This window comes from Streptomyces sp. NPDC041784 (genome assembly GCF_055591025.1).
Genome location: NZ_JBVJAB010000012.1, coordinates 144882 through 169429 on the forward strand (window position 1 = coordinate 144882; position 24548 = coordinate 169429).

22 protein-coding genes are annotated in these 24548 nt (G+C 71.0%); 10 read left to right on the top strand and 12 right to left on the bottom strand.

Annotated elements, in window-relative coordinates; translation table 11 throughout:
• Window positions 1-55: 55 nt before the first annotated feature.
• Window positions 56-394 carry a transcriptional regulator WblA gene (wblA, locus tag ACZ6D7_RS25810; protein WP_469495512.1) on the top strand — a complete coding sequence of 113 codons (339 nt, stop codon included), beginning with the start codon at window positions 56-58 and terminating at the stop codon, window positions 392-394.
• Window positions 395-730: 336 nt separating this feature from the next.
• Here wblA and bagB read toward each other — a convergent pair whose 3' ends face one another.
• Together bagB and bagA are read right to left on the bottom strand one after the other, a co-directional pair.
• The gene (gene bagB, locus ACZ6D7_RS25815) at window positions 731-2083 is read right to left on the bottom strand and encodes an ATPase BagB (protein ID WP_469495152.1); all 1353 of its coding nucleotides are present in this window, start codon (window positions 2081-2083) and stop codon (window positions 731-733) included.
• Window positions 2080-3057: an ATPase BagA gene (gene bagA / locus ACZ6D7_RS25820; RefSeq protein ID WP_469495154.1), complete on the bottom strand. Its 978-nt coding sequence runs from the start codon at window positions 3055-3057 to the stop codon at window positions 2080-2082. The genes bagB and bagA overlap by 4 nt, the downstream gene beginning before the upstream one ends.
• Window positions 3058-3242: 185 nt before the next feature.
• Between bagA and ACZ6D7_RS25825 the strand changes: the two genes are divergently transcribed.
• From ACZ6D7_RS25825 to ACZ6D7_RS25840, 4 genes are all read left to right on the top strand, one after another.
• Entirely contained in the window at window positions 3243-3401 is a 159-nt protein-coding gene (locus ACZ6D7_RS25825; RefSeq protein ID WP_469495155.1) for a DUF4177 domain-containing protein, read from the top strand.
• The gene (locus ACZ6D7_RS25830; protein WP_469495156.1) at window positions 3398-3862 is read left to right on the top strand and encodes a RidA family protein; all 465 of its coding nucleotides are present in this window, start codon (window positions 3398-3400) and stop codon (window positions 3860-3862) included. The genes ACZ6D7_RS25825 and ACZ6D7_RS25830 overlap by 4 nt, the downstream gene beginning before the upstream one ends.
• 69 nt (window positions 3863-3931) lie before the next feature.
• Window positions 3932-4813, top strand: coding sequence for an NUDIX hydrolase (locus ACZ6D7_RS25835; RefSeq protein WP_469495159.1), 882 nt, complete (start codon window positions 3932-3934; stop codon window positions 4811-4813).
• Window positions 4810-5640 (top strand): MBL fold metallo-hydrolase, encoded by an 831-nt coding sequence (locus ACZ6D7_RS25840; protein WP_469495164.1) that lies wholly within the window; start codon window positions 4810-4812, stop codon window positions 5638-5640. The genes ACZ6D7_RS25835 and ACZ6D7_RS25840 overlap by 4 nt, the downstream gene beginning before the upstream one ends.
• Here ACZ6D7_RS25840 and ACZ6D7_RS25845 read toward each other — a convergent pair.
• Window positions 5637-6470 carry a nucleotidyltransferase domain-containing protein gene (locus ACZ6D7_RS25845; RefSeq protein WP_469495170.1) on the bottom strand — a complete coding sequence of 278 codons (834 nt, stop codon included), beginning with the start codon at window positions 6468-6470 and terminating at the stop codon, window positions 5637-5639. The two genes, ACZ6D7_RS25840 and ACZ6D7_RS25845, sit on opposite strands and share 4 nt — an antisense overlap.
• A 149-nt stretch (window positions 6471-6619) precedes the next feature.
• Complete coding sequence (locus ACZ6D7_RS25850) at window positions 6620-7294, bottom strand: Crp/Fnr family transcriptional regulator (protein WP_030795913.1); 675 nt, start codon at window positions 7292-7294, stop codon at window positions 6620-6622.
• A 252-nt stretch (window positions 7295-7546) separates the two neighbouring features.
• On the opposite strand from ACZ6D7_RS25850, the gene nth reads away from it, so the two are divergent.
• The 3 genes from nth (at window position 7547) to ACZ6D7_RS25865 (ending at window position 10565) form a co-directional block, all read left to right on the top strand.
• Window positions 7547-8461: an endonuclease III gene (nth, locus tag ACZ6D7_RS25855; RefSeq protein WP_469495181.1), complete on the top strand. Its 915-nt coding sequence runs from the start codon at window positions 7547-7549 to the stop codon at window positions 8459-8461.
• A gap of 112 nt (window positions 8462-8573) precedes the next feature.
• A complete protein-coding gene (locus ACZ6D7_RS25860; protein ID WP_469495187.1) occupies window positions 8574-9269 on the top strand; it encodes an NUDIX hydrolase in 696 nt (231 codons plus the stop codon).
• 96 nt (window positions 9270-9365) lie between these two features.
• Window positions 9366-10565, top strand: coding sequence for a MarP family serine protease (locus ACZ6D7_RS25865; protein ID WP_469495195.1), 1200 nt, complete (start codon window positions 9366-9368; stop codon window positions 10563-10565).
• A 117-nt stretch (window positions 10566-10682) separates the two neighbouring features.
• On the opposite strand, the gene ACZ6D7_RS25870 is transcribed toward ACZ6D7_RS25865, so the two are convergent.
• From ACZ6D7_RS25870 to ACZ6D7_RS25895, 6 genes are all read right to left on the bottom strand, one after another.
• Window positions 10683-10865, bottom strand: a complete 183-nt coding sequence (locus ACZ6D7_RS25870; RefSeq protein WP_078615678.1) for a hypothetical protein — start codon at window positions 10863-10865, stop codon at window positions 10683-10685.
• Window positions 10866-10993: 128 nt separating this feature from the next.
• Window positions 10994-11932: an alpha/beta fold hydrolase gene (locus ACZ6D7_RS25875; RefSeq protein ID WP_469495204.1), complete on the bottom strand. Its 939-nt coding sequence runs from the start codon at window positions 11930-11932 to the stop codon at window positions 10994-10996.
• Window positions 11929-12417 (bottom strand): phage holin family protein, encoded by a 489-nt coding sequence (locus tag ACZ6D7_RS25880; RefSeq protein WP_469495207.1) that lies wholly within the window; start codon window positions 12415-12417, stop codon window positions 11929-11931. The genes ACZ6D7_RS25875 and ACZ6D7_RS25880 overlap by 4 nt, the downstream gene beginning before the upstream one ends.
• Before the next feature lie 195 nt (window positions 12418-12612).
• The gene (gene nhaA, locus ACZ6D7_RS25885; protein ID WP_469495209.1) at window positions 12613-14025 is read right to left on the bottom strand and encodes a Na+/H+ antiporter NhaA; all 1413 of its coding nucleotides are present in this window, start codon (window positions 14023-14025) and stop codon (window positions 12613-12615) included.
• A gap of 282 nt (window positions 14026-14307) precedes the next feature.
• Window positions 14308-16266, bottom strand: a complete 1959-nt coding sequence (acs, locus tag ACZ6D7_RS25890; RefSeq protein ID WP_469495212.1) for an acetate--CoA ligase — start codon at window positions 16264-16266, stop codon at window positions 14308-14310.
• Window positions 16267-16524: 258 nt separating this feature from the next.
• The gene (locus ACZ6D7_RS25895; RefSeq protein WP_469495215.1) at window positions 16525-19095 is read right to left on the bottom strand and encodes a SulP family inorganic anion transporter; all 2571 of its coding nucleotides are present in this window, start codon (window positions 19093-19095) and stop codon (window positions 16525-16527) included.
• A 336-nt stretch (window positions 19096-19431) separates the two neighbouring features.
• Between ACZ6D7_RS25895 and ACZ6D7_RS25900 the strand changes: the two genes are divergently transcribed.
• A complete protein-coding gene (locus ACZ6D7_RS25900) occupies window positions 19432-20697 on the top strand; it encodes a polysaccharide deacetylase family protein (RefSeq protein ID WP_469495218.1) in 1266 nt (421 codons plus the stop codon).
• Window positions 20698-20737: 40 nt separating this feature from the next.
• Here ACZ6D7_RS25900 and ACZ6D7_RS25905 read toward each other — a convergent pair whose 3' ends face one another.
• Window positions 20738-21718 carry an ATP-binding protein gene (locus ACZ6D7_RS25905; RefSeq protein WP_469495220.1) on the bottom strand — a complete coding sequence of 327 codons (981 nt, stop codon included), beginning with the start codon at window positions 21716-21718 and terminating at the stop codon, window positions 20738-20740.
• Between the two features lie 101 nt (window positions 21719-21819).
• On the opposite strand from ACZ6D7_RS25905, the gene ACZ6D7_RS25910 reads away from it, so the two are divergent.
• Entirely contained in the window at window positions 21820-22644 is an 825-nt protein-coding gene (locus tag ACZ6D7_RS25910) for a Fic family protein (RefSeq protein ID WP_469495224.1), read from the top strand.
• A gap of 481 nt (window positions 22645-23125) precedes the next feature.
• Here the strand turns inward: ACZ6D7_RS25910 and ACZ6D7_RS25915 are convergent, their stop codons facing one another.
• Window positions 23126-23959 carry an HAD family hydrolase gene (locus ACZ6D7_RS25915; RefSeq protein ID WP_469495227.1) on the bottom strand — a complete coding sequence of 278 codons (834 nt, stop codon included), beginning with the start codon at window positions 23957-23959 and terminating at the stop codon, window positions 23126-23128.
• Window positions 23960-24548 lie beyond the last annotated feature (589 nt).

Below are 24548 nucleotides of genomic sequence, written 5' to 3' on the forward strand. Positions count from 1 at the left end.
GAATATGCCGCTGCCGCCGTGGGGGAGCCTCGATTCGGGAGAGGACGGCGCCGGTATGGGCTGGGTAACCGACTGGAGTGCGCAGGCCGCCTGCCGCACTACCGATCCGGATGAACTGTTCGTTCAGGGAGCAGCGCAGAACAGGGCCAAGGCGGTGTGCACCGGATGTCCGGTACGCACCGAATGCCTGGCCGACGCGCTCGACAATCGCGTCGAGTTCGGCGTGTGGGGAGGCATGACGGAGCGCGAACGCCGCGCCCTGCTGCGCAGGCGTCCCACCGTGACTTCGTGGCGCCGGCTCCTCGAGACGGCGCGCTCGGAGTACGAGCGCGGAGCGGGCATCGTCTCGCTCGACGACGACAGCGTGTACGAGAACTATGCGGCGGTGAGCTGAGGGGGATTCGGCTCGGCTCCCTTGGCGCATGGGCGGCAGGGTGTGGGCGGGTCTTCGGCACGCCATCGACGGTGGGTGCGGTCGAGGCCGGGTGCGATCGATGCTGGGTGCGATCGACTCCGGGTGGAGTCGAAGCTGGGTGCGTGGGTGCGTGGGTGCGTGGGCGCACGGCGCATAGACGCGTTGGCGCGCCCTGGAGCTGGCAGCCGCGCCGCCAAGCCCGGTCAAGCCATGCCGGCAGGCACAGGCGCCGCCGCACCGCGCAGGCACGGCACAGGCGCAAGCACCGGCACAGGCGTCAGCACTGCTCAGACGCAAGTACAGGCGCCCCGGATTTCACCCCTCGGCGACCTCCGGCAATTCCGGCCGGTTGGTCGCGAGCCGGTCGCCGATGTCCCGCAGCCCCGCGAGGTCGTGCACATCGCCGGGCAGCGCGGCCACTTCGGTCACCGCCACCTCGGGGTGCAGCGCCGTGAAGCGGTCGCGCGTGCGCTGCTCGCGGGAGAGCAGATGCATCCGCTCGGCGTGCAGCCTCAGCAGGCCCGCGGTGAGCCGATCGGTGCCGGGGGAGTCGGGCCCCTGATCGGACGCGGGACGGGGTGCGGGCTGGGGTGAGGAGTGGGACGCGGGCTGCGATGCGGGAGATTCTGAACTGCCGTACGTGTCGGGAGAGTTACGAAGTCCAGCTTTCCCGCCGTCCTGATCCACAATGCGGGGCTCTTCAAGATTTTCCGCTGCGGCGAGCGCCCGCTCGGCCGACAGCTGGGCGGCGCCGCTGCCATGGACCCGGTTGAGCACCAGGCCGGCCAGCGGCATGTCCTCGGCGGCCAGCCGCTCCACGAAGTACGCGGCCTCCCGCAGCGCGTCCCGCTCGGGAGCCGCCACCACCAGGAACGCCGTCCCCGGCGCCTGGAGCAGCTTGTACGTGGCGTCCGCGCGCGTGCGGAACCCGCCGAACATCGAGTCCATCGCCGCCACGAACGTCTGGACGTCCTTCAGCAGCTGCCCGCCCAGCAGCTTGCCGAGCGCGCCCGTCATCATCGACATCCCGACGTTCAGGAACTTCATCCCCGCGCGGCCGCCGACCTTGGCGGGCGCGAGCAGCACCCGGATCAGCTTGCCGTCCAGGAACGAGCCCAGCCGCTTCGGCGCGTCCAGGAAGTCCAGCGCCGAGCGGGACGGCGGGGTGTCCACCACGATCAGGTCCCACTCGTCCCTGGCCCGCAGCTGGCCCAGCTTCTCCATCGCCATGTACTCCTGCGTGCCGGCGAAGCCCGCGGAGAGCGACTGGTAGAAGGGGTTCGAGAGGATCGCGGCCGCCCGCTCGGGGTCCGCGTGCGCCTCGACGATCTCGTCGAACGTGCGCTTCATGTCGAGCATCATCGCGTGCAGTTCGCCGTGCGCGAAGTCGTCGATGCCCTTCACCCGGCGCGGGGTGTTGTCCAGCGAGTCGATGCCCATGGACTGGGCGAGCCGGCGCGCCGGGTCGATGGTGAGGACCACCACCTTGCGGCCCCGCTCGGCCGCCCTGAGGCCCAGCGCCGCCGCCGTCGTCGTCTTGCCGACGCCGCCCGAGCCGCAGCACACCATGATGCGGGTCGCCGGGTCGTCGAGCAGCGGATCGATGTCGAGCACGCGCGCGGGGGAGAGCCGGTGCGGTGTCTGGCCCTGCGCTTGGTCGCGGCTCATGCGATCCCCTGCTTCCGCAGTTCGGTGGCGAGTTCGTACAGTCCCGCGAGGTCCATGCCCTCGGCGTGCAGCGGCAGTTCGTGCAGCGGCAGGTCCAGCCCGGCCAGGACCGCGCGCTGCTCCCGCTCCAGCGCGTGCCGTTCGGCGTACTCGTCGGCCTGCCGGAGCAGCGGATCCACCAGCCGCTCGGCGTGCCCGCCGCGCCGCGCCCCGCCGAGCCCCGCGGCGGACAGCGACCGCGCGACAGAGGAACGTCCGACGGCCCGTACGAGTTCCAGCTCGTCGGCGTCCAGCACCTCGGGCCGGACCATGTTCACGATGACCCGGCCCACCGGCAGCTTGGCCGCGCGCAGCTCGGCGATGCCGTCGGCGGTCTCCTGGACCGGCATCTCCTCCAGCAGCGTCACCAGGTGGACGGCGGTCTCCGCCGACTTCAGCACCCGCATCACGGCCTGCGCCTGATTGTGTATCGGGCCGATCCGGGCGAGCCCGGCCACCTCGTCGTTCACGTTCAGGAAGCGCGTGACGCGGCCCGTGGGCGGCGCGTCCATGACGACGTAGTCGTACACGAACCGGCCGCGCTTGTCCTTCCTGCGCACCGCCTCGCACGCCTTGCCGGTGAGGAGGACGTCCCTCAGGCCGGGCGCGACGGTGGTGGCGAAGTCGATGGCGCCGAGCTTCTTCAGGGCCCGTCCGGCGCTCCCCAGCTTGTAGAACATCTGGAGGTAGTCCAGAAGGGCCAGTTCGGGGTCGATGGCGAGGGCGTACACGTCACCCCCGCCCGGCGCGACGGCGATCTTGCGTTCTTCGTACGGCAACGCTTCTGTCTCGAAGAGCTGCGCGATGCCCTGCCGGCCCTCCACCTCGACGAGAAGCGTCCGCTTCCCCGCCGTGGCGAGGGCAAGCGCGAGGGCCGCGGCGACCGTCGTCTTTCCGGTCCCGCCCTTTCCGCTGACGACCTGGAGCCTGCTCACGTCTTCGAGCGTAACCAGTCCGTGCCCGAGGCAATCGACAGGCTGTGGACAACGGGGGCGACTATCGGCCACATGGCTTGTGGGTGATCGGGCGGTCGTCGGCCGTACGGCACGTGCGCGACGGGTCACGACCGGCCGCTCGGCCGGGACCTGCGCAGCCCGCCGCAACGGATACAGTCGGCCCCATGACCAAGTGGGAATACGCAACCGTGCCGCTGCTCGTCCATGCCACGAAGCAGATTCTGGACACCTGGGGCGAGGACGGCTGGGAGCTCGTCCAGGTCGTGCCCGGGCCGAACAACCCCGAGCAGCTCGTGGCCTACCTGAAGCGGAAGAAGGCGTGAGCGCCGTCGAGGCCAGGCTTGCCGAGCTGGGCCTGACCCTGCCCGCCGTGGTGCCGCCGCTCGCGGCCTACCAGCCCGCCGTGCAGTCCGGGCCGTACGTGTTCACGGCCGGCCAGCTGCCCATGGTGGACGGCAAGCTGCCGGTCACCGGCAAGGTCGGCGCGGAGGTCACCTCCGAGGAGGCCAAGGAGCTGGCCCGCACCTGCGCCCTGAACGCCCTGGCCGCCGTGAAGTCGGTCGCCGGTGATCTGGACCGCATCGCGCGCGTGGTGAAGGTCGTCGGGTTCGTGGCGTCGGCCTCGGACTTCACCGGCCAGCCCGCCGTCCTGAACGGCGCGAGCGAGCTGCTCGGCGAGGTCCTCGGCGACAAGGGCGTGCACGCGCGCAGCGCGGTAGGTGTCGCGGTGCTGCCGCTGGACGCGCCGGTGGAGGTCGAGATCCAGGTGGAGCTGGTCCCGTAGCGGTCGCGGGGGCGCTCTGACCTCGGGCACCTCTCGAACATTCGCCCCCCAGGGGATAGCCTCGCGCCCATGGCGAATGGGCAGTGGTTTCCGCAGGACTGGCCGGAACGCATCCGCGCGCTCGCGGAGGGCACCCTCACCCCGGTCACCCCGAAACGCGCGGCCACCGTCATGCTCCTGAAGGACCCGAGGGACGGCGGCACCCCCGTCGTGCACATGCTGCGCAGACGCGCCTCCATGGCCTTCGCCGGAGGCGCGTACGCCTATCCGGGCGGCGGCGTCGACCCGCGCGACGACGACCGCCAGGTGCGCTGGGCGGGCCCCACGCGCGCGTGGTGGGCCGAGCGGCTCGGCGTCGACGGGGCGGCCGCCCAGGCGATCGTCTGCGCGGCCGTACGCGAGACGTACGAGGAGGCCGGCGTCCTGCTCGCGGGGCCGACGCCCGACTCGGTGGTCGGGGACACGACCGGCGACGACTGGGAGGCGGACCGTGCCGCCGTGGCTGCCCGTGACCTGTCCTTCGCGGAGTTCCTCGACCGCCGCGGCCTGGTCCTGCGCTCCGACCTGCTCGGCGCGTGGACGCGCTGGATCACCCCGGAGTTCGAGTCCCGCCGCTACGACACCTGGTTCTTCGTGGCCGCGCTCCCCGAGGGCCAGCGCACCCGCAACGCCTCCACGGAGGCCGACCGCACGGTGTGGATCCGCCCCGGCGAGGCCGCCGCACGGTACGACAAGGGCGAGCTGACGATGATGCCGCCCACCATCGCGACGCTCCGCCAGCTGGTGCCGTACGGCTCGGCGGCGGACGCGCTGGCCGCGGCGCCCGGCCGTGACCTCACGCCCGTCCTGGCCAGGGCGAGGCTGGCCGAGGGCGAGATCGTGCTGTCCTGGCCGGGCCACGGCGAGTTCACCAAGCACATCCCGATCGCCGCCGGTGGAGGCCCCGCATGACGGACGCAAGCACCCTTCCGGGCCAGCCGCGCGGAGGGGTCCTCTCCGGACCTGCCACCGCGCGGGCCGTGAACGTCCTCGCGCCCAACGCCTCCGCGATGACCCTGGACGGCACCAACACCTGGATCGTCGCCGAGCCCGACTCCGAGCTGGCGGTCGTCATCGACCCGGGTCCGCTGGACGAGACCCACCTCCGCGCGGTCGTCGACACCGCCGAGCGGGCCGGCCGGCGCGTCGCCCTGACCTTGCTCACCCACGGCCACCCCGACCACGCCGAGGGCGCCGTCCGCTTCGCCGAGCTGACCGGCACACGCGTGCGCGCCCTGGACCCCGCGCTGCGGCTGGGCGACGAGGGGCTGGCCGCCGGGGACGTGGTCACCGAGGGCGGACTGGAGCTGCGGGTGGTGCCGACGCCCGGCCACACCGCCGACTCGCTGTGCTTCCACCTCCCGGCTGACGGTGCCGTCCTCACCGGCGACACGATCCTGGGCCGCGGCACGACGGTCGTGGCGCACCCCGACGGCCGTCTCGGCGACTATCTGGACTCCCTGCGGCGTCTGAGGTCCCTCACGGTCGACGACGGCGTCCACACGGTCCTCCCGGGCCACGGACCCGTCCTGGAGGACGCGCAGGGCGCCGTGGAGTTCTATCTCGCCCACCGCGCCCACCGTCTCGCCCAGGTCGAGACGGCCGTGGAGAACGGCTTGGGCACCCCGGCCGAGGTCGTCACGCACGTGTACGCCGACGTCGACCGCTCCCTGTGGCCGGCGGCGGAGCTGTCGGTCCGCGCGCAGATGGAGTACCTCCAGGAGCACGGGCTGATCTAGGGCAGCTCCTGGCCGGGGCGCGGGGCCTTGATGCCGTGCACGCGCGCGTACTCTTCGGCCAGCCACGGCCCGAGGTCGTCGAGGTGGGACGCGAGGACGGCGCGGTCGCCCGTCGGCTCGTAGCCGAGGGCGGCCGCCGCCCGTACCTGCTCCGCCCGCTCCGGGTAGTACCCGCCGAACGCCTCCGCCATCTCGTGCAGGTCGCTGCTCCAGCCGTTCCAGCGGGGCATGACCAGGGTGAACGCGGTGCGCACGAGGTGGCGGGACATGAACCGGACGAGGGGTCGCCTGGCCTCCTCCGAGTCGGCGGCACCGGCGACGCGCTCACGCCAGCGGGGCAGGAACAGGGCGAGGTCGCCGTTGGTCTCGCGGGCGAGGAGGGAGTCGGGGCGGTAGCGGGGCAGGTACGCGGCGAGGTCGTCCCCGAGGAGCGGGGTGCACAGGCACGCGACGAAGAACCCCATGTCGTGCGTCTCCAGGTCGCTCAGCGCCTGTGCGCGGCTGTGCAGCAGCGTCCCGCCGCCGTCGATCTGCGGGAACTCCTGGTCGAGGGCCTCGACCAGGGCGCGGCCGCCTGCCCGGTCCGTCTCGGTCGGCTCCTCGTGGAGGGCGACCAGAAGGTCCAGGTCGCTGCGGCCCACGCGCGCGGTGCCGCGCGGAATCGACCCGTAGAGGTACGCGCTGTGCAGCCGCGCCCCGAAGAGGTCCAGGATCCGGTCCCGGGCTCCTGCGACGACGGGACGGAAAGCGTCCGGCACGCGCGCGAGGGAGCCTTCGCGGGCGATGTAGCCCTGGGCGTCGAGACCTCTGGGGGGAACCGTTTCAGCCATAGGGCAACTGTGCCCGGGGGCGAGCCGTCCGGCGGATCATTTTTGAGCGAAGCCGGCCCGGCAGGAACAGCCCCGGGTGCGGTCACGCGGACAGGGGCCCGCCTCACGAGACGAGCCCCTTGAGCGCCGTAGGCCAGGAGGGCCGGGCGTCAGCGCGAACGCTTCGCCAGCCGCTCCACGTCCAGCAGGATCACGGCCCGCGCCTCCAGGCGGAGCCAGCCGCGCCCGGCGAAGTCGGCGAGCGCCTTGTTGACCGTCTCGCGCGAGGCGCCGACCAGCTGGGCCAGCTCCTCCTGCGTCAGGTCGTGGACGACGTGGATGCCCTCCTCGGACTGCACGCCGAAGCGGCGGGAGAGGTCCAGCAGCGCGCGTGCCACGCGGCCGGGGACGTCCGAGAAGACCAGGTCCGACATGGCGTCGTTGGTCTTGCGCAGCCGCCGGGCGACGGCGCGCAGCAGGGCCGCGGCCACCTCGGGGCGGGCGTTCAGCCAGGGCTGGAGGTCGCCGTGGCCGAGGCCGAGCAGCTTGACCTCGGTCAGCGCGGTCGCCGTCGCCGTACGCGGACCCGGGTCGAACAGCGACAGCTCGCCGATCAGTTCGCCGGGGCCGACCACGGCCAGCATGTTCTCGCGGCCGTCCGGGGACGTGCGGTGGAGCTTGACCTTGCCCTCGGTGACGACGTAGAGCCGGTCGCCAGGGTCGCCCTCGTGGAACAGGGAGTCGCCACGGGCGAGCGTCACCTCACTCATGGAGGCGCGCAGCTCAGCGGCCTGCTCGTCGTCGAGAGCCGCGAAGAGCGGGTTGCGCCGCAGAACGTCGTCCACGAGTTCTCTCCTTGTCGACCTGCTCAGGGGATCTTGCTCCCCCTTGGTACCAGGGGACCGTGTTCCCCATTTTGCCGGACGGTCCAAACAGTGTGATCTGTCACAAGGATGCCGTACACATGTCCCGCGGTAAGCGGCAGGGGTCCAATTGGGGGCTGATCTTCTGGGTCCGGGGCGGATGTCAGTGCCTGGCTTTAGGCTGGCCGGGTGTCCAAATCGCCGGTGAGAGCACAGGCCAAGGGGGCTGGGCGGGTGGTTGTACGTCGCGATTCCGCCGAGGGCGAACAGGGTCCCGGCGACGTCAGGAAAGCGGCCAAGAAAGCGGCAAAGGTGACAAAAGAGACTCCTGCCGGGAAGCCGGCTGCCGCCAGGAAGCCGGCTGCCGCCAGGAAGCCCGAGTCCCGCACCGCCCTGGTCCGCCGCGCCCGCCGGATCAACCGCGAGCTGGCCGAGGTCTACCCCTACGCCCACCCCGAGCTGGACTTCGAGAACCCCTTCCAGCTGGTGGTCGCCACGGTCCTGTCCGCCCAGACCACCGACCTCCGGGTCAACCAGACGACCCCCGGCCTGTTCGCCAAGTACCCCACCCCCGAGGACCTGGCCGCCGCCGACCCGGAGGAGGTCGAGGAGATCCTCCGCCCCACCGGCTTCTTCCGCGCCAAGACCAAGTCGGTGATAGGGCTCTCCAAGGCCCTCGTGGAGCAGTTCGGCGGCGAGGTCCCCGGTCGGCTGGAGGACCTGGTCAAGCTGCCCGGCGTCGGCCGCAAGACGGCCTTCGTGGTGCTGGGGAACGCGTTCGGCCGGCCCGGGATCACCGTGGACACCCACTTCCAGCGCCTCGTACGGCGCTGGCGGTGGACCGAGGAGACCGAGCCGGACAAGATCGAGGCCGCCGTCGGCGCGCTCTTCCCCAAGAGCGAGTGGACGATGCTCTCCCACCACGTGATCTTCCACGGCCGCCGGATGTGCCACGCCCGCAAGCCCGCCTGCGGCGCCTGCCCCATCGCCCCGCTCTGCCCCGCGTACGGCGAGGGCGAGACGGACCCCGAGAAGGCGAAGAAGCTCCTGAAGTACGAGAAGGGCGGCTTCCCCGGACAGCGGCTGAACCCGCCGCAGTCCTACCTCGACGCGGGCGGCCGGCCGGCCCCGCCGCTGGGGGCCGGATGAGGCGGTCGGCGACCGGGGGCCGGATGAGGCAGGCGGCGACCGGGGGACGGCCGACGGAACGATCTGCCGGTCCTCACGCGTTGGACCGGGCGGAACGGGGGGTGGTGCGACGGTGACGCGCGCGAGCGGTACGCAGGGCGGTCCGGTGACGCTCAGCAAGAAGGGCCTGCCCGCCTGGCTGGACCCGGTGGTGCACGCGGTGGAGACGGTCGAACCGCTCCAGCTCAGCCGCTTCCTGCCGCCCGAGGACGGCGCGGGGCGGCAGTCGGCCGTCCTGGTTCTGTTCGGCGAGGGCGAGCGCGGCCCCGAGCTGCTGCTGATGGAGCGGGCCGGCTCCCTCCGGTCGCACGCGGGCCAGCCCTCCTTCCCCGGCGGCGCCCTCGACCCGGAGGACGGCGATCCGCACGGCGACGGCCCGCTGCGCGCCGCCCTGCGCGAGGCCGAGGAGGAGACGGGCCTGGATCCGTCCGGCGTCCAGCTCTTCGGCGTGCTGCCCAAGCTGTACATCCCGGTCAGCGGCTTCGTCGTCACCCCGGTCCTGGGCTGGTGGCGCGAGCCCACCCCGGTCGGCGTCGTCGACCCGAACGAGACGGCGCGGGTCTTCACCGTCCCCGTGGCCGATCTCACGAACCCCGAGCACCGCGCCACGACCGTCCACCCCAGCGGCCACCGAGGCCCGGCATTTCTGGTCGAATCGGCCCTTGTCTGGGGCTTCACGGCCGGGATCATCGACCGGCTGCTGCACTACGCGGGCTGGGAGCGCCCTTGGGACCGCGAGAAGCAGGTCCCGCTGGACTGGAGGTCATGACAGGGTGTCCACCGTGCTGTGTCGACTTGGGGGACAGCCCCCAGACCCCCGGCCGACCTGTAGTGACCGCTCATTGATGAGGCGAGGCGCGAAGCGGTGAACGTGCTGGACATCCTGTTGCTGGTCGCGGCCGTCTGGTTCGCGGTCGTCGGCTACCGCCAGGGCTTCGTCGTCGGCATCCTGTCGGTGATCGGCTTCCTGGGCGGTGGCCTCGTCGCCGTCTACCTGCTGCCCGTGATCTGGGACTGGCTCACCGACAACTCCGAGGTGAGCACTACGGCCGCGGTCGTCGCGGTCGTGATCGTGATCGTCTGTGCCTCCATCGGCCAGGCCTTCACCACCCACCTCGGCAACAAACTGCGCCGGTACATCACCTGGTCCCCGGCCCGCGCCCTGGACGCGACCGGCGGCGCGCTGGTCAACGTCGTCGCGATGCTGCTGGTGGCCTGGCTGATCGGCTCGGCCCTGGCCGGCACCACCCTGCCGACGCTCGGCAAGGAGGTCCGCAGCTCCAAGGTCCTCCAGGGGGTGTCCCAGGCGCTGCCCACCCAGGCCGACACCTGGTTCGCCGACTTCTCCTCCGTCCTCGCGCAGAACGGCTTCCCGCAGGTCTTCAGCCCGTTCGCCAACGAGCCGATCACCGACGTGCAGCCGCCCGACCCGGCGCTCGCCGGCAGCGCCGTGGCCACCCGCGCGCAGCGCTCCATCGTCAAGGTGATGGGCACCGCGGAGAGCTGCGGCAAGGTCCTGGAGGGCACCGGCTTCGTCTTCGCCGAGCGCCGCGTCATGACCAACGCGCACGTCGTGGGCGGCGTCGACGAACCCACCGTCCAGATAGGCGGCGAGGGCCGCAAGTACGACGCCACGGTCGTGCTGTACGACTGGAAGCGCGACATCGCGGTCCTGGACGTACCGGAACTCGACGCGCCCGCGCTGCGGTTCACCAGCGGCGACGCCTCGAGCGGCGACGGCGCGATCGTGGCCGGCTTCCCGGAGAACGGGGCGTACGACGTCCGTGCCGCGCGCGTACGCGGACGCATCACGGCCAACGGCCCGGACATCTACCACCGCGGCACCGTGCGCCGTGATGTGTACTCGCTGTACGCCACCGTCCGTCAGGGCAACTCCGGCGGCCCGCTGCTCACGCCCGACGGCGAGGTGTACGGCGTGGTCTTCGCGAAGTCCCTCGACGACGCCGAGACCGGCTATGCGCTCACCGCGGACGAGATCCGGCAGGACATCGCCCAAGGGCGTACCGCGGGCCAGCAGGTGGACAGCGACAGCTGCGCCCTCTAGGACAGCTGCGCCCTCTAGCGGGACCCTGGCCCTCCAGCGGAGCCCTGGCCCTTCAGGCGGGGCCCTGCGGGGTTCTCGGTGATGTCCTCGGCCGGCCGGACGTGCCCTGCGCGGGGTTCAGCCTCGCGGGTGACGCAGGCGCACCGAGACCCAGCGGGCCCGGCGACGCAGGATGCGCGGAATGCCCACGCGGAGGTCGGAGCCCGGCAGCTGCGGGTCCGCGCCTCGTTGATGGGGGCTCAGGCCGTTGGCCGAGCGGCGGTTGCGAGGTGCGTCACTGTAGTCGTGCGTCCAGCCCATACCCCGACGTCTGCCCCTGCCCCAAGGTCGATAACCGCCCTCGGGGCCGCCAATTGGCCTATGCGCCGGGCAAGTGGCCGTTCGTAGGACAGTCGTTCCGGTTCCGGATACCGGGCGCGATAGATCGGTCACCGATCGGGTTCGGGGTCCTTCAGCCAATTGATCAGTTCGGTGCTGAAAGCGACCGGATCCTCCTCGTGCGGGAAGTGCCCCAACCCGTCGAACAGCCGCCAGCGGTAGGGCGCCTCCACGTACTTCCCGGAGCCGGCCGCGCTGCGGGTACGCATCACCGGATCGAGGGAACCGTGCAGATGCAGCGTCGGCACCCGCACCGGCCGCTTCATACGCCGGTAGAACTGGACGCCGTCCGGCCGGGCCAGCGAACGCACCAGCCACCGGTACGGCTCCACGGAGCAGTGCGCCGTGGACGGGATGCACATCGCGCGCTGATACGTCCGCACCGCCTCGTCGTCCGGCAGCAGCGGGCCGGACCACTCCCGGATCAGCCGGCCCACCAGTTCCCCGTCGTCGGCGGTCAGCTGCCGCTCCGGCACCCACGGCCGCTGGAACCCCCAGATGTGGGAACTCGCGGTCGTCTGGCGGACGTCGGCCAGCATCGCCGAGCGCCAGCGCCGGGGATGCGGCATCGAGGCGACGGCGAGCCGGCGCACCAGCTTGGGGCGCATCACGGCCGCCGTCCACGCCAGATAGCCGCCCAGGTCGTGACCGACCAGCGCCGCGTCAGGCTCGCCCAGGGAGCGGATCACGCCGGTGATGTCGAGGGCGAGGTTGGCCGGGTCGTAGCCCCGGGGCGTACGGTCGCTGCCGCCCACGCCCCGCAGGTCCATCGCGACGGCCCGGAAGCCCGCCTCGGCCAGCGCGGTCAGCTGGTGCCGCCAGGTCCACCAGAACTGCGGGAAGCCGTGGACGAGCATGACCAGCGGCCCGTCACCGGCCTCCGCGATGTGGAAGCGGGCGCCGTTGGCCGCGACCTCGCGATGCGTCCAGGGGCCGTCAGGCCGGACGAGCGAGGCGGGCTGCGCCGAAGGAGTGCCGGGGTCCGTCATGACGACGAGCGTGCCACAGCCTCGATGGCCTGCGGCGCCCGGTCCTGCGGCAGCTCGCGCCGCGGGTGCGGTTTGGCGTTCTGCAGGACGCCCGCCGTCTCCTTCATCGACGCGGCCACCTTCTGCGGGCCCTGGCTCTTCTTGGCCTTCTTCGCGAAGGCCACGCCGACCAGCGCCAGGACGAGCGCGATGAGCACGTTCGCCGCGAAGGACAGCAGGAAGCAGATCGCGAGGTTCCAGTCGCTCCAGGTCCGAATGCCGTACGCCAGGGCGAAGTTCAACATCGGCAGGGAGAACACCAGCACCGCGCCGGCCGCCGAGAACGCGCCGCCGCTCGTCGCGCCGCGCTTGACGTCCTGCTTCAGCTGGGCCTTCGCCAGCGCGATCTCGTCGTGCACCAGGGCCGACAACTCGGTCGTCGCCGTGGCGAACAACTGGCCGATGCTGCGTTCGGCGCCGACCGGGCTGCCGTCGGGTGCGCTCATCGCGATCTCCCTCATCTGATGCTGTGTGTTTCTTGCTGCTGTGCTGCTTCTGGCTTCTTTTGTACCGTCCCGTCAGATCATGCCGGACGGTAGCCGTCCTCGCCTGCCCCGCCCACGACTTCGGCCGCCATGTGGTGTGCCCAGGGGGCTTCGAGGGCCCTCGTGGAGCCCGCGCGCGACGCGGGCCCCGGGCGTCTACCCGGACTTCTGCCCGGTACGCTCCTCGGCCCTCTCCCGGGCGAGCTCCTCGGCCCGGCGGCGGTGCTCGGCGGCCTTGTGGTCGTGGATCTCGGCCATCCGAAGGTGGTAGGCCGGGTCGTCCTGCTCGTAGATGTCCGGGATGCCGTCGAGGTCCTCGTCGCGCTCCTCGGCCTCGTAGATCCGGCGGTAGCGGGCGTTGCGCAGCTTCAGCAGGACGGTCGCCAGGGTCGCCGCGATCAGCGAGCCCAGCAGGACGGCCGCCTTGACCTCGTCCGTCAGGGCGGCGTCGCCCTCGAAGGCCAGTTCCCCGATGAGCAGGGAGACCGTGAAACCGATGCCGGCGAGGGAGGCGACGGCGAAGACGTCCGCCCAGGCGAGGTCCTCGCTGAGCGAGGCGCGGGTGAAGCGCGCGGTCAGCCAGGTCCCGCCGAAGATGCCGATCGTCTTGCCGACGACGAGCCCCAGCACCACCCCGAGCGTCTCCGGCTGCCGGAACACGTCCGCGAGCGCCCCGCCGGAGATCGCCACCCCGGCGCTGAACAGGGCGAACAGCGGCACCGCGAGGCCCGCGGACAGCGGCCGTACGAGGTGTTCGATGTGCTCGCCCGGGGAGTGTTCCTCGCCCTCGCGGGTGGTGCAGCGCAGCATCAGGCCCATGGCGACACCGGCGATCGTCGCGTGGACGCCGCTGTTGTACATCAGCGCCCAGATCACGAGCGCGAGCGGCACGTACACGTACCAGCCGCGTACGCCCTTGCGCAGCAGCAGCCAGAAGACGATCAGACCGGCCAGCGCGCCGCCCAGGGCCGCGAAGTCGATCCGGTCCGTGAAGAACACCGCGATGATCAGGATCGCGAACAGGTCGTCGACGACCGCGAGGGTGAGCAGGAAGGCGCGCAGGGCGCTCGGCAGGGACGTCCCGATGACGGCGAGCACGGCGAGCGCGAAGGCGATGTCGGTGGCGGTGGGCACCGCCCAGCCCTCGAGCGAGCCCCCGCCGGTGACGTTGGTGAGCGCGTACACGAGAGCCGGTACGGCCATCCCGCACAGCGCGGCCACCACGGGGAGCACGGCGGCCTTGGGGTCCTTGAGGTCACCGGCGACCAGCTCGCGCTTCAGCTCGATGCCGGCGACGAAGAAGAAGACGGCGAGGAGGCCGTCCGCCGCCCAGTGCTCGACGGAGAGGTGCAGACCGAGGGCCTCGGGGCCGAGGTGGTAGTGGCTGACGGTCTCGTAGCTGTCGTGCAGTGCGGGGACGTTCACCCAGATCAGGGCTGTGACGGCGGCGAAGAGCAGCAGCACGCCGCCGACGGTCTCGGTGCGCAGCGCGTCCGCGACGAACGTCCGCTCGGGCAGCGACAGCCGTGCGAGGACCTTGCGGGGAGCGGAGTTGCGGGGCGCGGTCACGGGGGAGACCTCCGGTCGGTGGGCAGGGCTGAACGCATGCCGACCAGACTTCCCGGCGCACCTGAGGCAGAGGCTGTTTTTGTTTAGTTTACCTAAGGTGTGGTCGGGGCGGATCCGGTGCTTCCCACGCTAGGCGTGAAAAGGGCACCCGGCGCGGCTTCCGCCTGCCGCCGGGTGCCCCCCGGGAACGTCCTCGGTCCTCACCGGCCTCGCAGGTCCCTGCCGGTCCCCGCTATGCCTCGCTGGCCCTGACTGGCCCCGACTGGTCAGGACTGGTCGTGGCTAGTCCTCGCTGGGCGCCGCCGGGAGCTTCGCCTGGATGAGGTCCATGACCGTGGAGTCGGTCAGCGTGGTGACGTCACCGAGCTGGCGGTTCTCCGCGACGTCCCGCAGCAGCCGGCGCATGATCTTGCCGGAGCGGGTCTTCGGCAGCTCGGCGACCGGCAGGATCCGCTTCGGCTTGGCGATCGGGCCGAGCGTCGCGCCGACATGGTTGCGCAGATCGCCCACGAGGTTCTCGTCGTCCGCGTTCGCCGTGCCGCGCAGGATCACGAAGGCGACGATCGCCTGACCGGTGGTCTCGTCCGCCGCGCCGACCACGGCCGCCTCGGCGACCGACGGGTGCGACACGAGCGCCGACTCGACCTCGGTGGTGGAGATGTTGTGACCCGACACGAGCATCACGTCGTCCACGCGCCCGAGGAGCCAGATGTCACCGTCGTCGTCCTTCTTCGCGCCGTCGCCCGCGAAGTACCTGCCCTCGAACCGTGACCAGTACGTGTCGAGGAACCGCTGGTCGTCGCGCCAGATGGTGCGCAGCATCGACGGCCACGGCTCGGTGAGGACCAGGTAGCCACCGCCGCCGTCGGGCACCTCGTTCGCCTCGTCGTCGACGACGGTCGCGGAGATGCCCGGTAGCGGGGTCTGCGCGGAACCGGGCTTGGTCGCGGTGACGCCGGGCAGCGGCGAGATCATCATCGCGCCCGTCTCGGTCTGCCACCAGGTGTCCACGATCGGCGTCCGGTCGCCACCGATGTGCTTGCGGTACCAGATCCAGGCCTCGGGGTTGATCGGCTCGCCGACCGAGCCGAGGACACGAAGGGAGGACAGGTCGAACTTCGCGGGAATGTCGTCGCCCCACTTCATGAACGTGCGGATCGCGGTCGGCGCCGTGTACAGGATCGTCACCCCGTACTTCTGCACGATCTCCCAGAACCGGCCCTGGTGCGGGGTGTCCGGCGTGCCCTCGTACATGACCTGCGTGGCGCCGTTCGCGAGCGGCCCGTAGACGATGTACGAGTGGCCGGTGACCCAGCCGACGTCGGCCGTGCACCAGTACACGTCCGTCTCCGGCTTGAGGTCGAAGACGGCGTGGTGGGTGTACGCGGCCTGCGTGAGGTAGCCGCCCGAGGTGTGCAGGATGCCCTTCGGCTTCCCCGTCGTCCCGGACGTGTAGAGGATGAACAGCGGCTGCTCGGCGTCGAAGGGCTCCGGAGCGTGCTCGGCGGACTGCCGCTCGACGATCTCGTGCCACCACACGTCACGGCTGTCGTCCCAGGCCACGTCCTGGCCGGTACGGCGGACCACGAGCACGTGCTCGACGTTGTCGACCTTGGTGATCGCCTCGTCGACGGCCGGCTTCAGCGCGGACGGCTTGCCGCGCCGGTACCCGCCGTCCGAGGTGATGACGACCTTGGCGTCGGCGTCCTGGATGCGCGTGGCCAGCGCGTCCGCCGAGAAACCGCCGAAGACGACCGAGTGCGCGGCGCCGATCCGGGCGCACGCCAGCATCGCGATCGCCGTCTCCGGGATCATCGGCATGTAGACGGCGACCCGGTCACCCTTCTCGACGCCCAGCTCCAGCAGCGCGTTGGCGGCCTTCGACACCTCGTCCTTCAGCTCGGCGTAGGTGAGGGCGCGGCTGTCGCCGGGTTCGCCCTCGAAGTGGATCGCGACCCGGTCGCCGTGCCCGGCCTCCACGTGGCGGTCGACGCAGTTGTACGCGACGTTCAGCTCGCCGTCCTTGAACCACTTGGCGAACGGCGGGTTCGACCAGTCCAGCGTCTCCGTCGGCTCCTTGGCCCAGGTCAGCCGGCGGGCCTGCTCGGCCCAGAAGCCGAGCCTGTCAGCCTTGGCCTGTTCGTACGCCTCCGCCGTGACGTTGGCGTGTGCGGCCAGGTCGGCGGGCGGCGCGAACCTGCGCTCTTCCTTGAGCAGGTTGGCCAGGCTCTCGTTGCTCACGACATCTCCCTTTCGAAGGGTGTCCGTTGTGTCCCAGGCCACAGCTCATCAGACCCAGGGGGCCGATGACAAGGGCGGTCCGAAAATTGGTTTAGACCTGTTGGTGTGGCTGGCGGCTGGGCGGCTGGGCGGCTGGGGGTGACCAGGATGACCGGGTCATCCGTACCCACGGACGGCGATCGGGCGAAGTTCAGCCGGTGTAACGCCTTTCACACTCCTTGTCCTGTCTGAGCCGTGACGAGGTCGGGGGCACCCGGGTCACACCGTCAGGTCCGCCGCCCCGACGTGGTCGAACAGCGCGCCCGCGCCGTTCTCGGTGAGCAGGTAGGCCTGTGCCTCGCCCACGTGGAAGTACAGCCCGTGCAGCTCCAGTGCCCCGCCCCGCACAGCACGGGCCACCGACTCATGGGCCCGCAGATGCTCCAACTGCTGGACCACATTGGTCAGGCAGAGCTGCTCGACCGCGTCCGCGGGTGCCCGCCCGGCCAGCCGGGGCCAGGGGCGGCCGTCGTCGGCCATCCGCTCCAGACTCGGCAGCCCCAGCCGCAGCCACCGCTTCAGCGGGGTCTGGGCACCGCCGGGCTCGGAGTTGAGCAGCGCCTGCATGGCCCCGCACCCGGAGTGCCCGCACACCGTGATGGAGCGCACGTGCAGCACGTCCACCGCGTACTCGATCGCCGCGGCCACCGAGTCGTCTCCGCTCTCCTCGCCGGGCGGCGGCACGAGGTTGCCCACGTTGCGCACCACGAACAGGTCGCCCGGACCACTGGAGGTGATCATCGAGGTGACCAGCCGCGAGTCGGCGCAGGTCAGGAACAGCTGGGTCGGCCGCTGCCCCTCCCTGGCCAACCGCGCCAGCTCCCCACGGACCAACGGGGCGGTGTTGCGCTGGAACGCGGTGATACCGCGCATCAGTTGGCGACCGCCTGGTTCACGGACGCCCGGGGTGCCGGGGGTGTCGGGTGCGGTGGGTGCCGTCCTCCTTGCTGAGTTCGTTGGGCCGGTTGGGCCGGTCGAGCCGGCAGGGCCGGTCGAACCCGCCGACCCGGTCGGCCCGGCGGCGGACGGCGGCGCCGGGTGGGGCACCTCGCAGCGGTGGTTGCGCCACGGCGTCCACGGACGGCAGCGGCACTCGGCCCGGGCGGAGCCGGTGTGCCAGGGAACGGACGACTCACCTGCCGGAGCGTGGGCGCCGGTGGCCGTACCGGTGCTGGTGTCGGCGCCCGTCTCGCCGTCGGTCCCCTCGTCGGCTCCGGTGTGGACCCCGGTGTCGACGCGGCGGCCGGTCAGTTCGGCGATGCCGTCCTGTGCGGTGTGCGACTTCTGCCAGTCCTGGAGGGCCTCGTACGCAGCGTGGTCCATGAAGGAGCCGTCCAGCTCGACCACGACATGGCTGCCTTGGGGGACGTGGTGCAGGGCCCGGCTGAGCCGGGGTACCGCGAGGAACGTCAACTGGCCTCGTACGCGTACGTAATGGACTCCTTCTTGTTCGTCGTGGGTGATGCGGGTGCGGGTGAGGCGGTGCAGGGCGACGGTGACGGCCACGGCGATCCCCAGCGTCACGCCCTCCAGGACGCCGAGGAACACCACGCCGAGGGTGGTGACGGCGTACACCAGCGCCTCTCGGTGGCGGGTCACCGTGCGGATGTGGTGCAGGGACACCATCTGGATGCCGACGGCCATCACCAGGGCGGCGAGCGAGGCGAGCGGGATCAGCTCCAGGATCGGGACCATCAGCAGTGCGGCGGCTACTACGAGAACGCCGTGCAGCATCGTGGAGTTCCGGCTCACGGCACCCGCGTGGACATTCGCCGAACTTCGTACGGCCACCCCCGCGACGGGCAGTCCGCCGAGCACGCCGGAGGCGATGTTGGCGGCGCCCTGCCCGAGCAGTTCGCGGTCCAGGTCGGAGCGTCCGACCCGGGTGGAGCGGCCGGGGCGGGCCGAGAGCAGGCCGGGGCGGGAGGCGATGAGCTTGTCGACGGCGACCGCGCCGAGCAGTGACTGCACACTGCACACCAGCGTGATGGTGAGGACGGCCGCGACGAGCCCGAGCGCCGGGCCCTCGGGCAGTCCGGCCAGGGCGTGACTGCGCCAGGAGGGCAGGTCGACCTTGGGCAGGGTGAGACCGGCGAGCGCCGCGCCGGCGGTGGCCCCGGCGACGGCGACCAGGGCGGCGGGCACCGTGCGCAGCAGTCGGCCCACCCGGCCCGGGATGCGTGGCCAGAGCAGCAGCAGGGTCAGGGTCAGCGCGCTCACGGCCACCGCGGCGGGGTGCAGACCCGCCAGCTGGGCGGGCAGGGCGCGGAGGTTGTCGAGGACGGAACTCTGCGGGGTGCCGCCGAGGACAATGTGCAGCTGGGCGACGGCGATGGTGACGCCGATGCCGGCGAGCATGCCGTGCACGATGGCGGGGCTGACCGCGAGCGCGGTGCGCGCCACGCGCAGACAGCCGAGGCCGAGTTGGGCGAGGCCGGCGAGGACGGTGATGGCGCAGGTCGTCCGCCAGCCGTAGCGCTGGATGAGGTCGGCGGTGACGACCGTGAGCCCGGCGGCGGGGCCGCTGACCTGGAGCGGGCAGCCGCCGATCCAGCCGACGACGATCCCGCCCACGGCGGCTGCGACGAGTCCGGCCTGGAGCGGCGCGCCGGTGGCCAGGGCGATACCGAGGGAGAGCGGGAGTGCGATCAGGAAGACCGCGATCGAGGCGGACACATCGGCGCCCGCGATGCGGAAGCGGCGGGGCGGGTCCGGGGGCGGGCTGTGGGGGCGGTGGATGCGCTGGGTGTGCGTGGCGTGGGATGTGCGGGTGGGGACGCAGGCTGGCATGTTCCCGTCTCCTCCGGGCGGCGCGGTCGCGGAACAGGTGGTCCCCCATGGGGCACGGGGGCGGTCGCGGCCGTGGGTCACGGCGTACAGCGGCGGGATGAAAAATCAACGCTCAGTAAACAGATCGTAATGCAGAGTAAAGGGCAAGCATGGATTTTTGCGGCAAATGGGGTAACGGATCACTCAGAAGTGTGAAGTGGGCATTTCATCGGCTTGTCGTACTAATTCCTTCTCGGCCCCGTGCGACCTTGACGGCGCTGCCGGCTCGCCCCGGCGGCGCCGTCAGAGAACGCCCTCGCCGGCGTTGGCCGAGAGAAGGAAGAAGGTGGGCGGAAGATGGCCGCCACCCAGAGGATCGCCGCGACCGCCGTCGCCGCGGCCTTCACCGCGTCGCTCGCCGGTTGCGCTACGGGAACCGGTGCTTCCCACGCTTCTAAGGAAGGCGCCCAGGGCCCGCCGGCCCAGGCGCCCAAGAGCACGGTCCGGCTGATCGGCGACGGCTCCACCGCGTACACCGGGGCCCAGCCGCACCTGCTCCGGCCCGAACGGCTGAAGCCCGGTCAGAAGCCCCCGCAGTTCGTGGTCTTCTCCTGGGACGGCGCAGGTGAGGACAGTCAGCAGCTGTTCTCCCACTTCCGCCAGGTCTCCAAGGCCAACAACGCCACGATGACGTACTTCCTCAGCGGCGTGTACCTGCTGCCCGAGGAGAAGGCCGACCTCTACAAGCCGCCGCAGCACTCACCGGGCCGCTCCGACATCGGCTTCAACGACGAGCAGGGCATCGCCGACACCGTGAAGCAGCTGCGCCTCGCGTGGCTGGAGGGCAACGAGATCGGCACCCACTTCAACGGCCACTTCTGCGGCAAGAACGGCGGCGTCGGCGAGTGGTCGGTCGACGAGTGGAAGGACGAGATCGCCCAGGCCAAACAGTTCGTGAAGACCTGGAAGACCAACACCGGGATGACGCAGGCGGCCCCGCTGCCCTTCGACTACGACCAGGAACTCGTCGGCGCCCGCACCCCGTGTCTGGAGGGCCAGAAGAACTTCATGCGGGCCGCCGGCGAACTGGGCTTCCGCTACGACACCAGCGGCGTCAACAACCAGGTCTGGCCGCGCAAGAACCAGGGCCTGTGGGACCTGTCGATGCAGCTCGTGCCCTTCCCCGGCCACTCCTACGAGCAGCTCACCATGGACTACAACTTCATGGTCAACCAGTCCGGCACCACCACCCAGGGCGACCCCGGCAAGTACGACCGCTGGGGCGCCGAGATGCGTGACGGCCTGCTCAAGGGCTTCAGCCGGGCCTACGACGGCAACCGCGCCCCGCTGATCATCGGCAACCACTTCGAGTCCTGGAACGGCGGCACGTACATGCGTGCCGTCGAGGACGTCGTCGAGGCCGTCTGCAACAAGCCCGATGTGCGCTGTGTGTCCTTCCGGCAGCTGGCCGACTGGCTCGACACCCAGGACCCGCGGACGCTGGCCAGGCTGCGGACGCTGGGCGTCGGCGAGGCCCCGAAGCAGGGCTGGGAGTCCTTCCTGTCCGGCCCCCCGGCCCCCGCCCCGAAGGGCGTCCCCGGGGCACCGGCGGCCGGCCGGTAACCGCGCGACGGCCGCTGGACGGCGGCCCCGCGCGCGGGTGTCAGACGGCGGCCGCGACGCTCTCGCCGAGGACGAAACGGGGGTCGACCTGCGCCGCCAGGTCGGCCCCGGTCCGCTCGTTGCCCCAGGACTGCGCGTTCTTCAGGTGGAAGTGCACCATCTGGCGCGTGTAGCGCTCCCAGTCGCGCCGCTCGTACGCCGTGTCGACGGTCGCCTGCAACAGGCGCAGGGCGTCGCGGTTGGTGTCCTCCAGGATCGTGAACCGGGGCGGCCGGCCCTTCTCCATGGCGCGCACCCAGTTCGAATGCCCCACCGTCACGAGCAGGTCGTCCCCGACCTCGGCGCGGAGGAAGTCGATGTCGTCCTGGCCCTGCACCTTGTTGCCGACGACCTTCAGCTCGACGCCGAAGTCGTGGGCGTACTCCTTGTACTGGCGATAGACGGAGACCCCCTTCCGGGTCGGTTCGGCGACGAGGTACGTGACGTCGAAGCGGGTGAACATGCCGGAGGCGAAGGAGTCCGAACCGGCCGTCATGTCGACCACGACGTACTCGTCACGGCCGTCCACCAGGTGGTTCAGGCACAGTTCCACCGCTCCCGTCTTGGAGTGGTAGCAGGCGACCCCCAGGTCGGCGTCCGTGAAGGGGCCCGTGACCATCAAACGGACGGCGCCGCCGTCGAGTTCCACCGGTCGGGCGCAGGAGTCGTACACCGGATTGTTCTCGCGGACCCGCAGCAGCCGGGAGCCCTCGCCGGGCGGGGTCGTCTTGATCATCGTCTCGACGGAGGCGATGCGCGGGTTGGAGCCGCGGAGGTAGTCCTTGATCAGCGGGAGCCGTTCGCCCATCGCGGGCAGCTCCGCGGCCTCCGCCTCGTCGAGTCCGAGGGCGGGCCCGAGGTGCTGGTTGATGTCCGCGTCGATCGCGATCACCGGTGCGCCGACGGCGGCGAGATGGCGGATGAACAGGGAGGACAGAGTGGTCTTCCCGCTGCCGCCCTTCCCAACGAAAGCAATTTTCATGTTCACCAAGCGTAGTGTCCAGGTGGCTGTACGTGGCAGCCGTGCGTGAAGAAGACCACTCCTTCGAGGGGTGCGCGCCCTCGTTGCGTAATGTCGTACTCATGAGTACGACAGGCGCGTCCGCCGATCCGCTTGCGGCCCTGGGCTCGCTGCCCGGTGTGGCCGAGTCCGTGGAGTCCGTGCGCAAGGCCGTGGACCGGGTCTACGGGCACCGGGTCATGCGGCGCCGCAGCAACGAGATCACCTCCGAGGCGGCCCTGCGCGGCTCCCGGGGCTCGGCCGCGCTGTCCGGTGCGGACTGGGCCCTGGAGGAGGTGCGCCGACGCAGCGACTTCGGCGTCGACGACGAGGCACGCGTCGTGGGCGCGGCCCTGCGGCTGACCGCCGAGGCGGGCCAGCTGCTGTCCATCTGGCGTCAGTCGCCGCTGCGCGTCCTGGCACGGCTGCACCTGGTGGCCGCGGCGACCAGCGGGGACGAGGTCGGGCGGCCCCGGCAGGCCGGTGAGACGGTCGACGAGCCGCTGATCGAGCTGCCGCTGCCCGGTGCCACCGAGCTGGCCGGCCGTCTGGAGGGGCTGTCCCAGCTGATCATCGCGGGCGGCTCGGCGCCCGCGCTGGTGACGGCCGCCGTCGTGCACGGCGAGCTGCTCGCCCTGCGCCCCTTCGTCTCCCACAACGGCCTGGTCGCGCGGGCGGCCGAGCGCATCGTCCTGATCGGCAGCGGCCTCGACCCCAAGTCGGTCTGCCCGGCCGAGGTGGGCCACGCCGAGCTGGGCCGCGCGGCCTACCTGGCGGCCCTGGAGGGCTATGTCTCCGGGACCCCGGACGGCATGGCGGCCTGGATCGCCCACTGCGGCCGGGCGGTCGAGCTGGGCGCCCGCGAGTCGACGGCGGTGTGCGAGGCGCTCCAGCGCGGGGCGGCGTGAGGGTGAGCCGTAAAGGGTGAGCCGTGACAGGTGAGCCGTGAATGGCGAGCCGTGAAAAGTGACCCGTAAAGGGTGCGCTGTAAAGGGTGGGGCGTAAAGAAATGAGGCCCCGCGCGGGGCCTCACATGGGTTGCGGCGGTACGAGTCCTCGTACCGCCGCTGGCATGCTCACCCGGTTACCAAGCGTCCTCGAGATATTGCCCATCAGGCCGGGGACTTTGCCCGTCACCTGGTGCGGCTGGCCCGTAATCGACGGGTCGACGTCGCGTGGGTGCCCAGTGGTCATGCGCGGTCCGTGGGGCCAAATGCGTTGTTAAGGTGATCCTCTCGGATGTCCTTGGTCTCGCGGGCCGTTGATTCCTTTGTACTCCTGGCCCTGGTCAAGCGGAAGTCCTGGCACCAGTTCTTTACTTTTACTCTCAAACAGGAGCTAAACGGGCTCGCGCGGGACGTGCCTGCCCGCAGGTCTGGCTCTGTGTGCTCAGGCGGTCGCCGTACGGCGCCTGCTGGCGTACCAGACGAGGCCCGCGGTGGCGGCCGCGGCCCCTATGGCGGCCGCCGCGACGAGCGCCGGGCGGGGCGGCACGGAGAACGACGGGATCCGCTGCTTGAGCCGCACCGGCCGATGGAAGTCGAGAATCGGCCACCCGCGCGTGACGGCCTCTCGTCGCAGCGCCCGGTCCGGGTTCACGGCGTGCGGATGACCCACTTCCTGGAGCATCGGCAGATCCGTCACCGAGTCGCTGTACGCGTAACAGCGCGAGAGGTCGTACCCCTCGGACTCGGCCAGCTGCTTGATCGCCTCCGCCTTGGTGGGGCCGTACGCGTAGTACTCGACCTCGCCGGTGAAGCAGCCGTCCTCGCCCACGACCATGCGGGTGGCCACCACGCGGTCCGCGCCGAGCAGTTCGCCGATCGGCTCGACCACCTCGGCGCCCGACGTCGACACGATGACGACGTCACGGCCGGCGGTGTGGTGCTCCTCGATCAGCGAGGCCGCCTCGTCGTAGATGAGGGGGTCGATCAGGTCGTGAAGGGTCTCGGCCACGATCTCCTTCACCTGTTGAACGTTCCAGCCGCGCACCATCCGGGACAGGTACTCGCGGGTCCGCTCCATCTGGTCGTGGTCCATACCGCCGACGAGGAAGACGAACTGGGCGTACGCGGTCCGCAAGGCCGCCCTGCGGTTGATCAGCCCGCCTTGGTAGAAGGACTTGCTGAAGGTGAGCGTGCTCGACTTCGCAATGACCGTCTTGTCCAGGTCAAAGAAGGCCGCTGTGCGGGGCAAGGAGTGGTTTTCCACAACCATGAGCATAGGGGCAGCCCATTCGGCGTAAGGTGGGCGCGTGGGTTTGCCTGAGAGGGCTCTCGGGTACACCATGGAAGTCACGGATCGTTCGCGACCGTGCTAACGCGGTCCGGCTCCTCCCCCCCCGAGTCGGCCGTGGAGACGACCCCCGCTCTCCCCCCCGGCGGGGGTCGTCGCATGTCCGGATGCGTTTTCCCCTTCTGTACACGGCCCTGGTGCCGTGCCGAGGCGGCTGCGGCCGCCTCTTTTGCATGCCCAGGCCTCATCACTGTACGTAGCCGTCAGGCTGCTCTTCCGTAGCCGTCGGGCTGCTCTTCCGTAGCCGTCGGACTGCTCTGCGGAAGTCGCACAGGGGTGGCGTCGCCGTCACCGGTATGGGTGACGGCGATATTCACAAGCACCTGCCTGTCCACAGTTTTCCACCAAGATCCACACGATTTCCGGCTTCGTTGCACCGTGATTCCGACGCGTCCGCTCGGGCCGAGTTCATGGCCGGTTCCGTTTGCCCGACGCGTACGGCCGGTTTCTGCCCGGCCGTTCATATGGAGACCGGTTGCCCGGTTCTCCACACGTTTGGGAATCGCGGGGCCGCAGA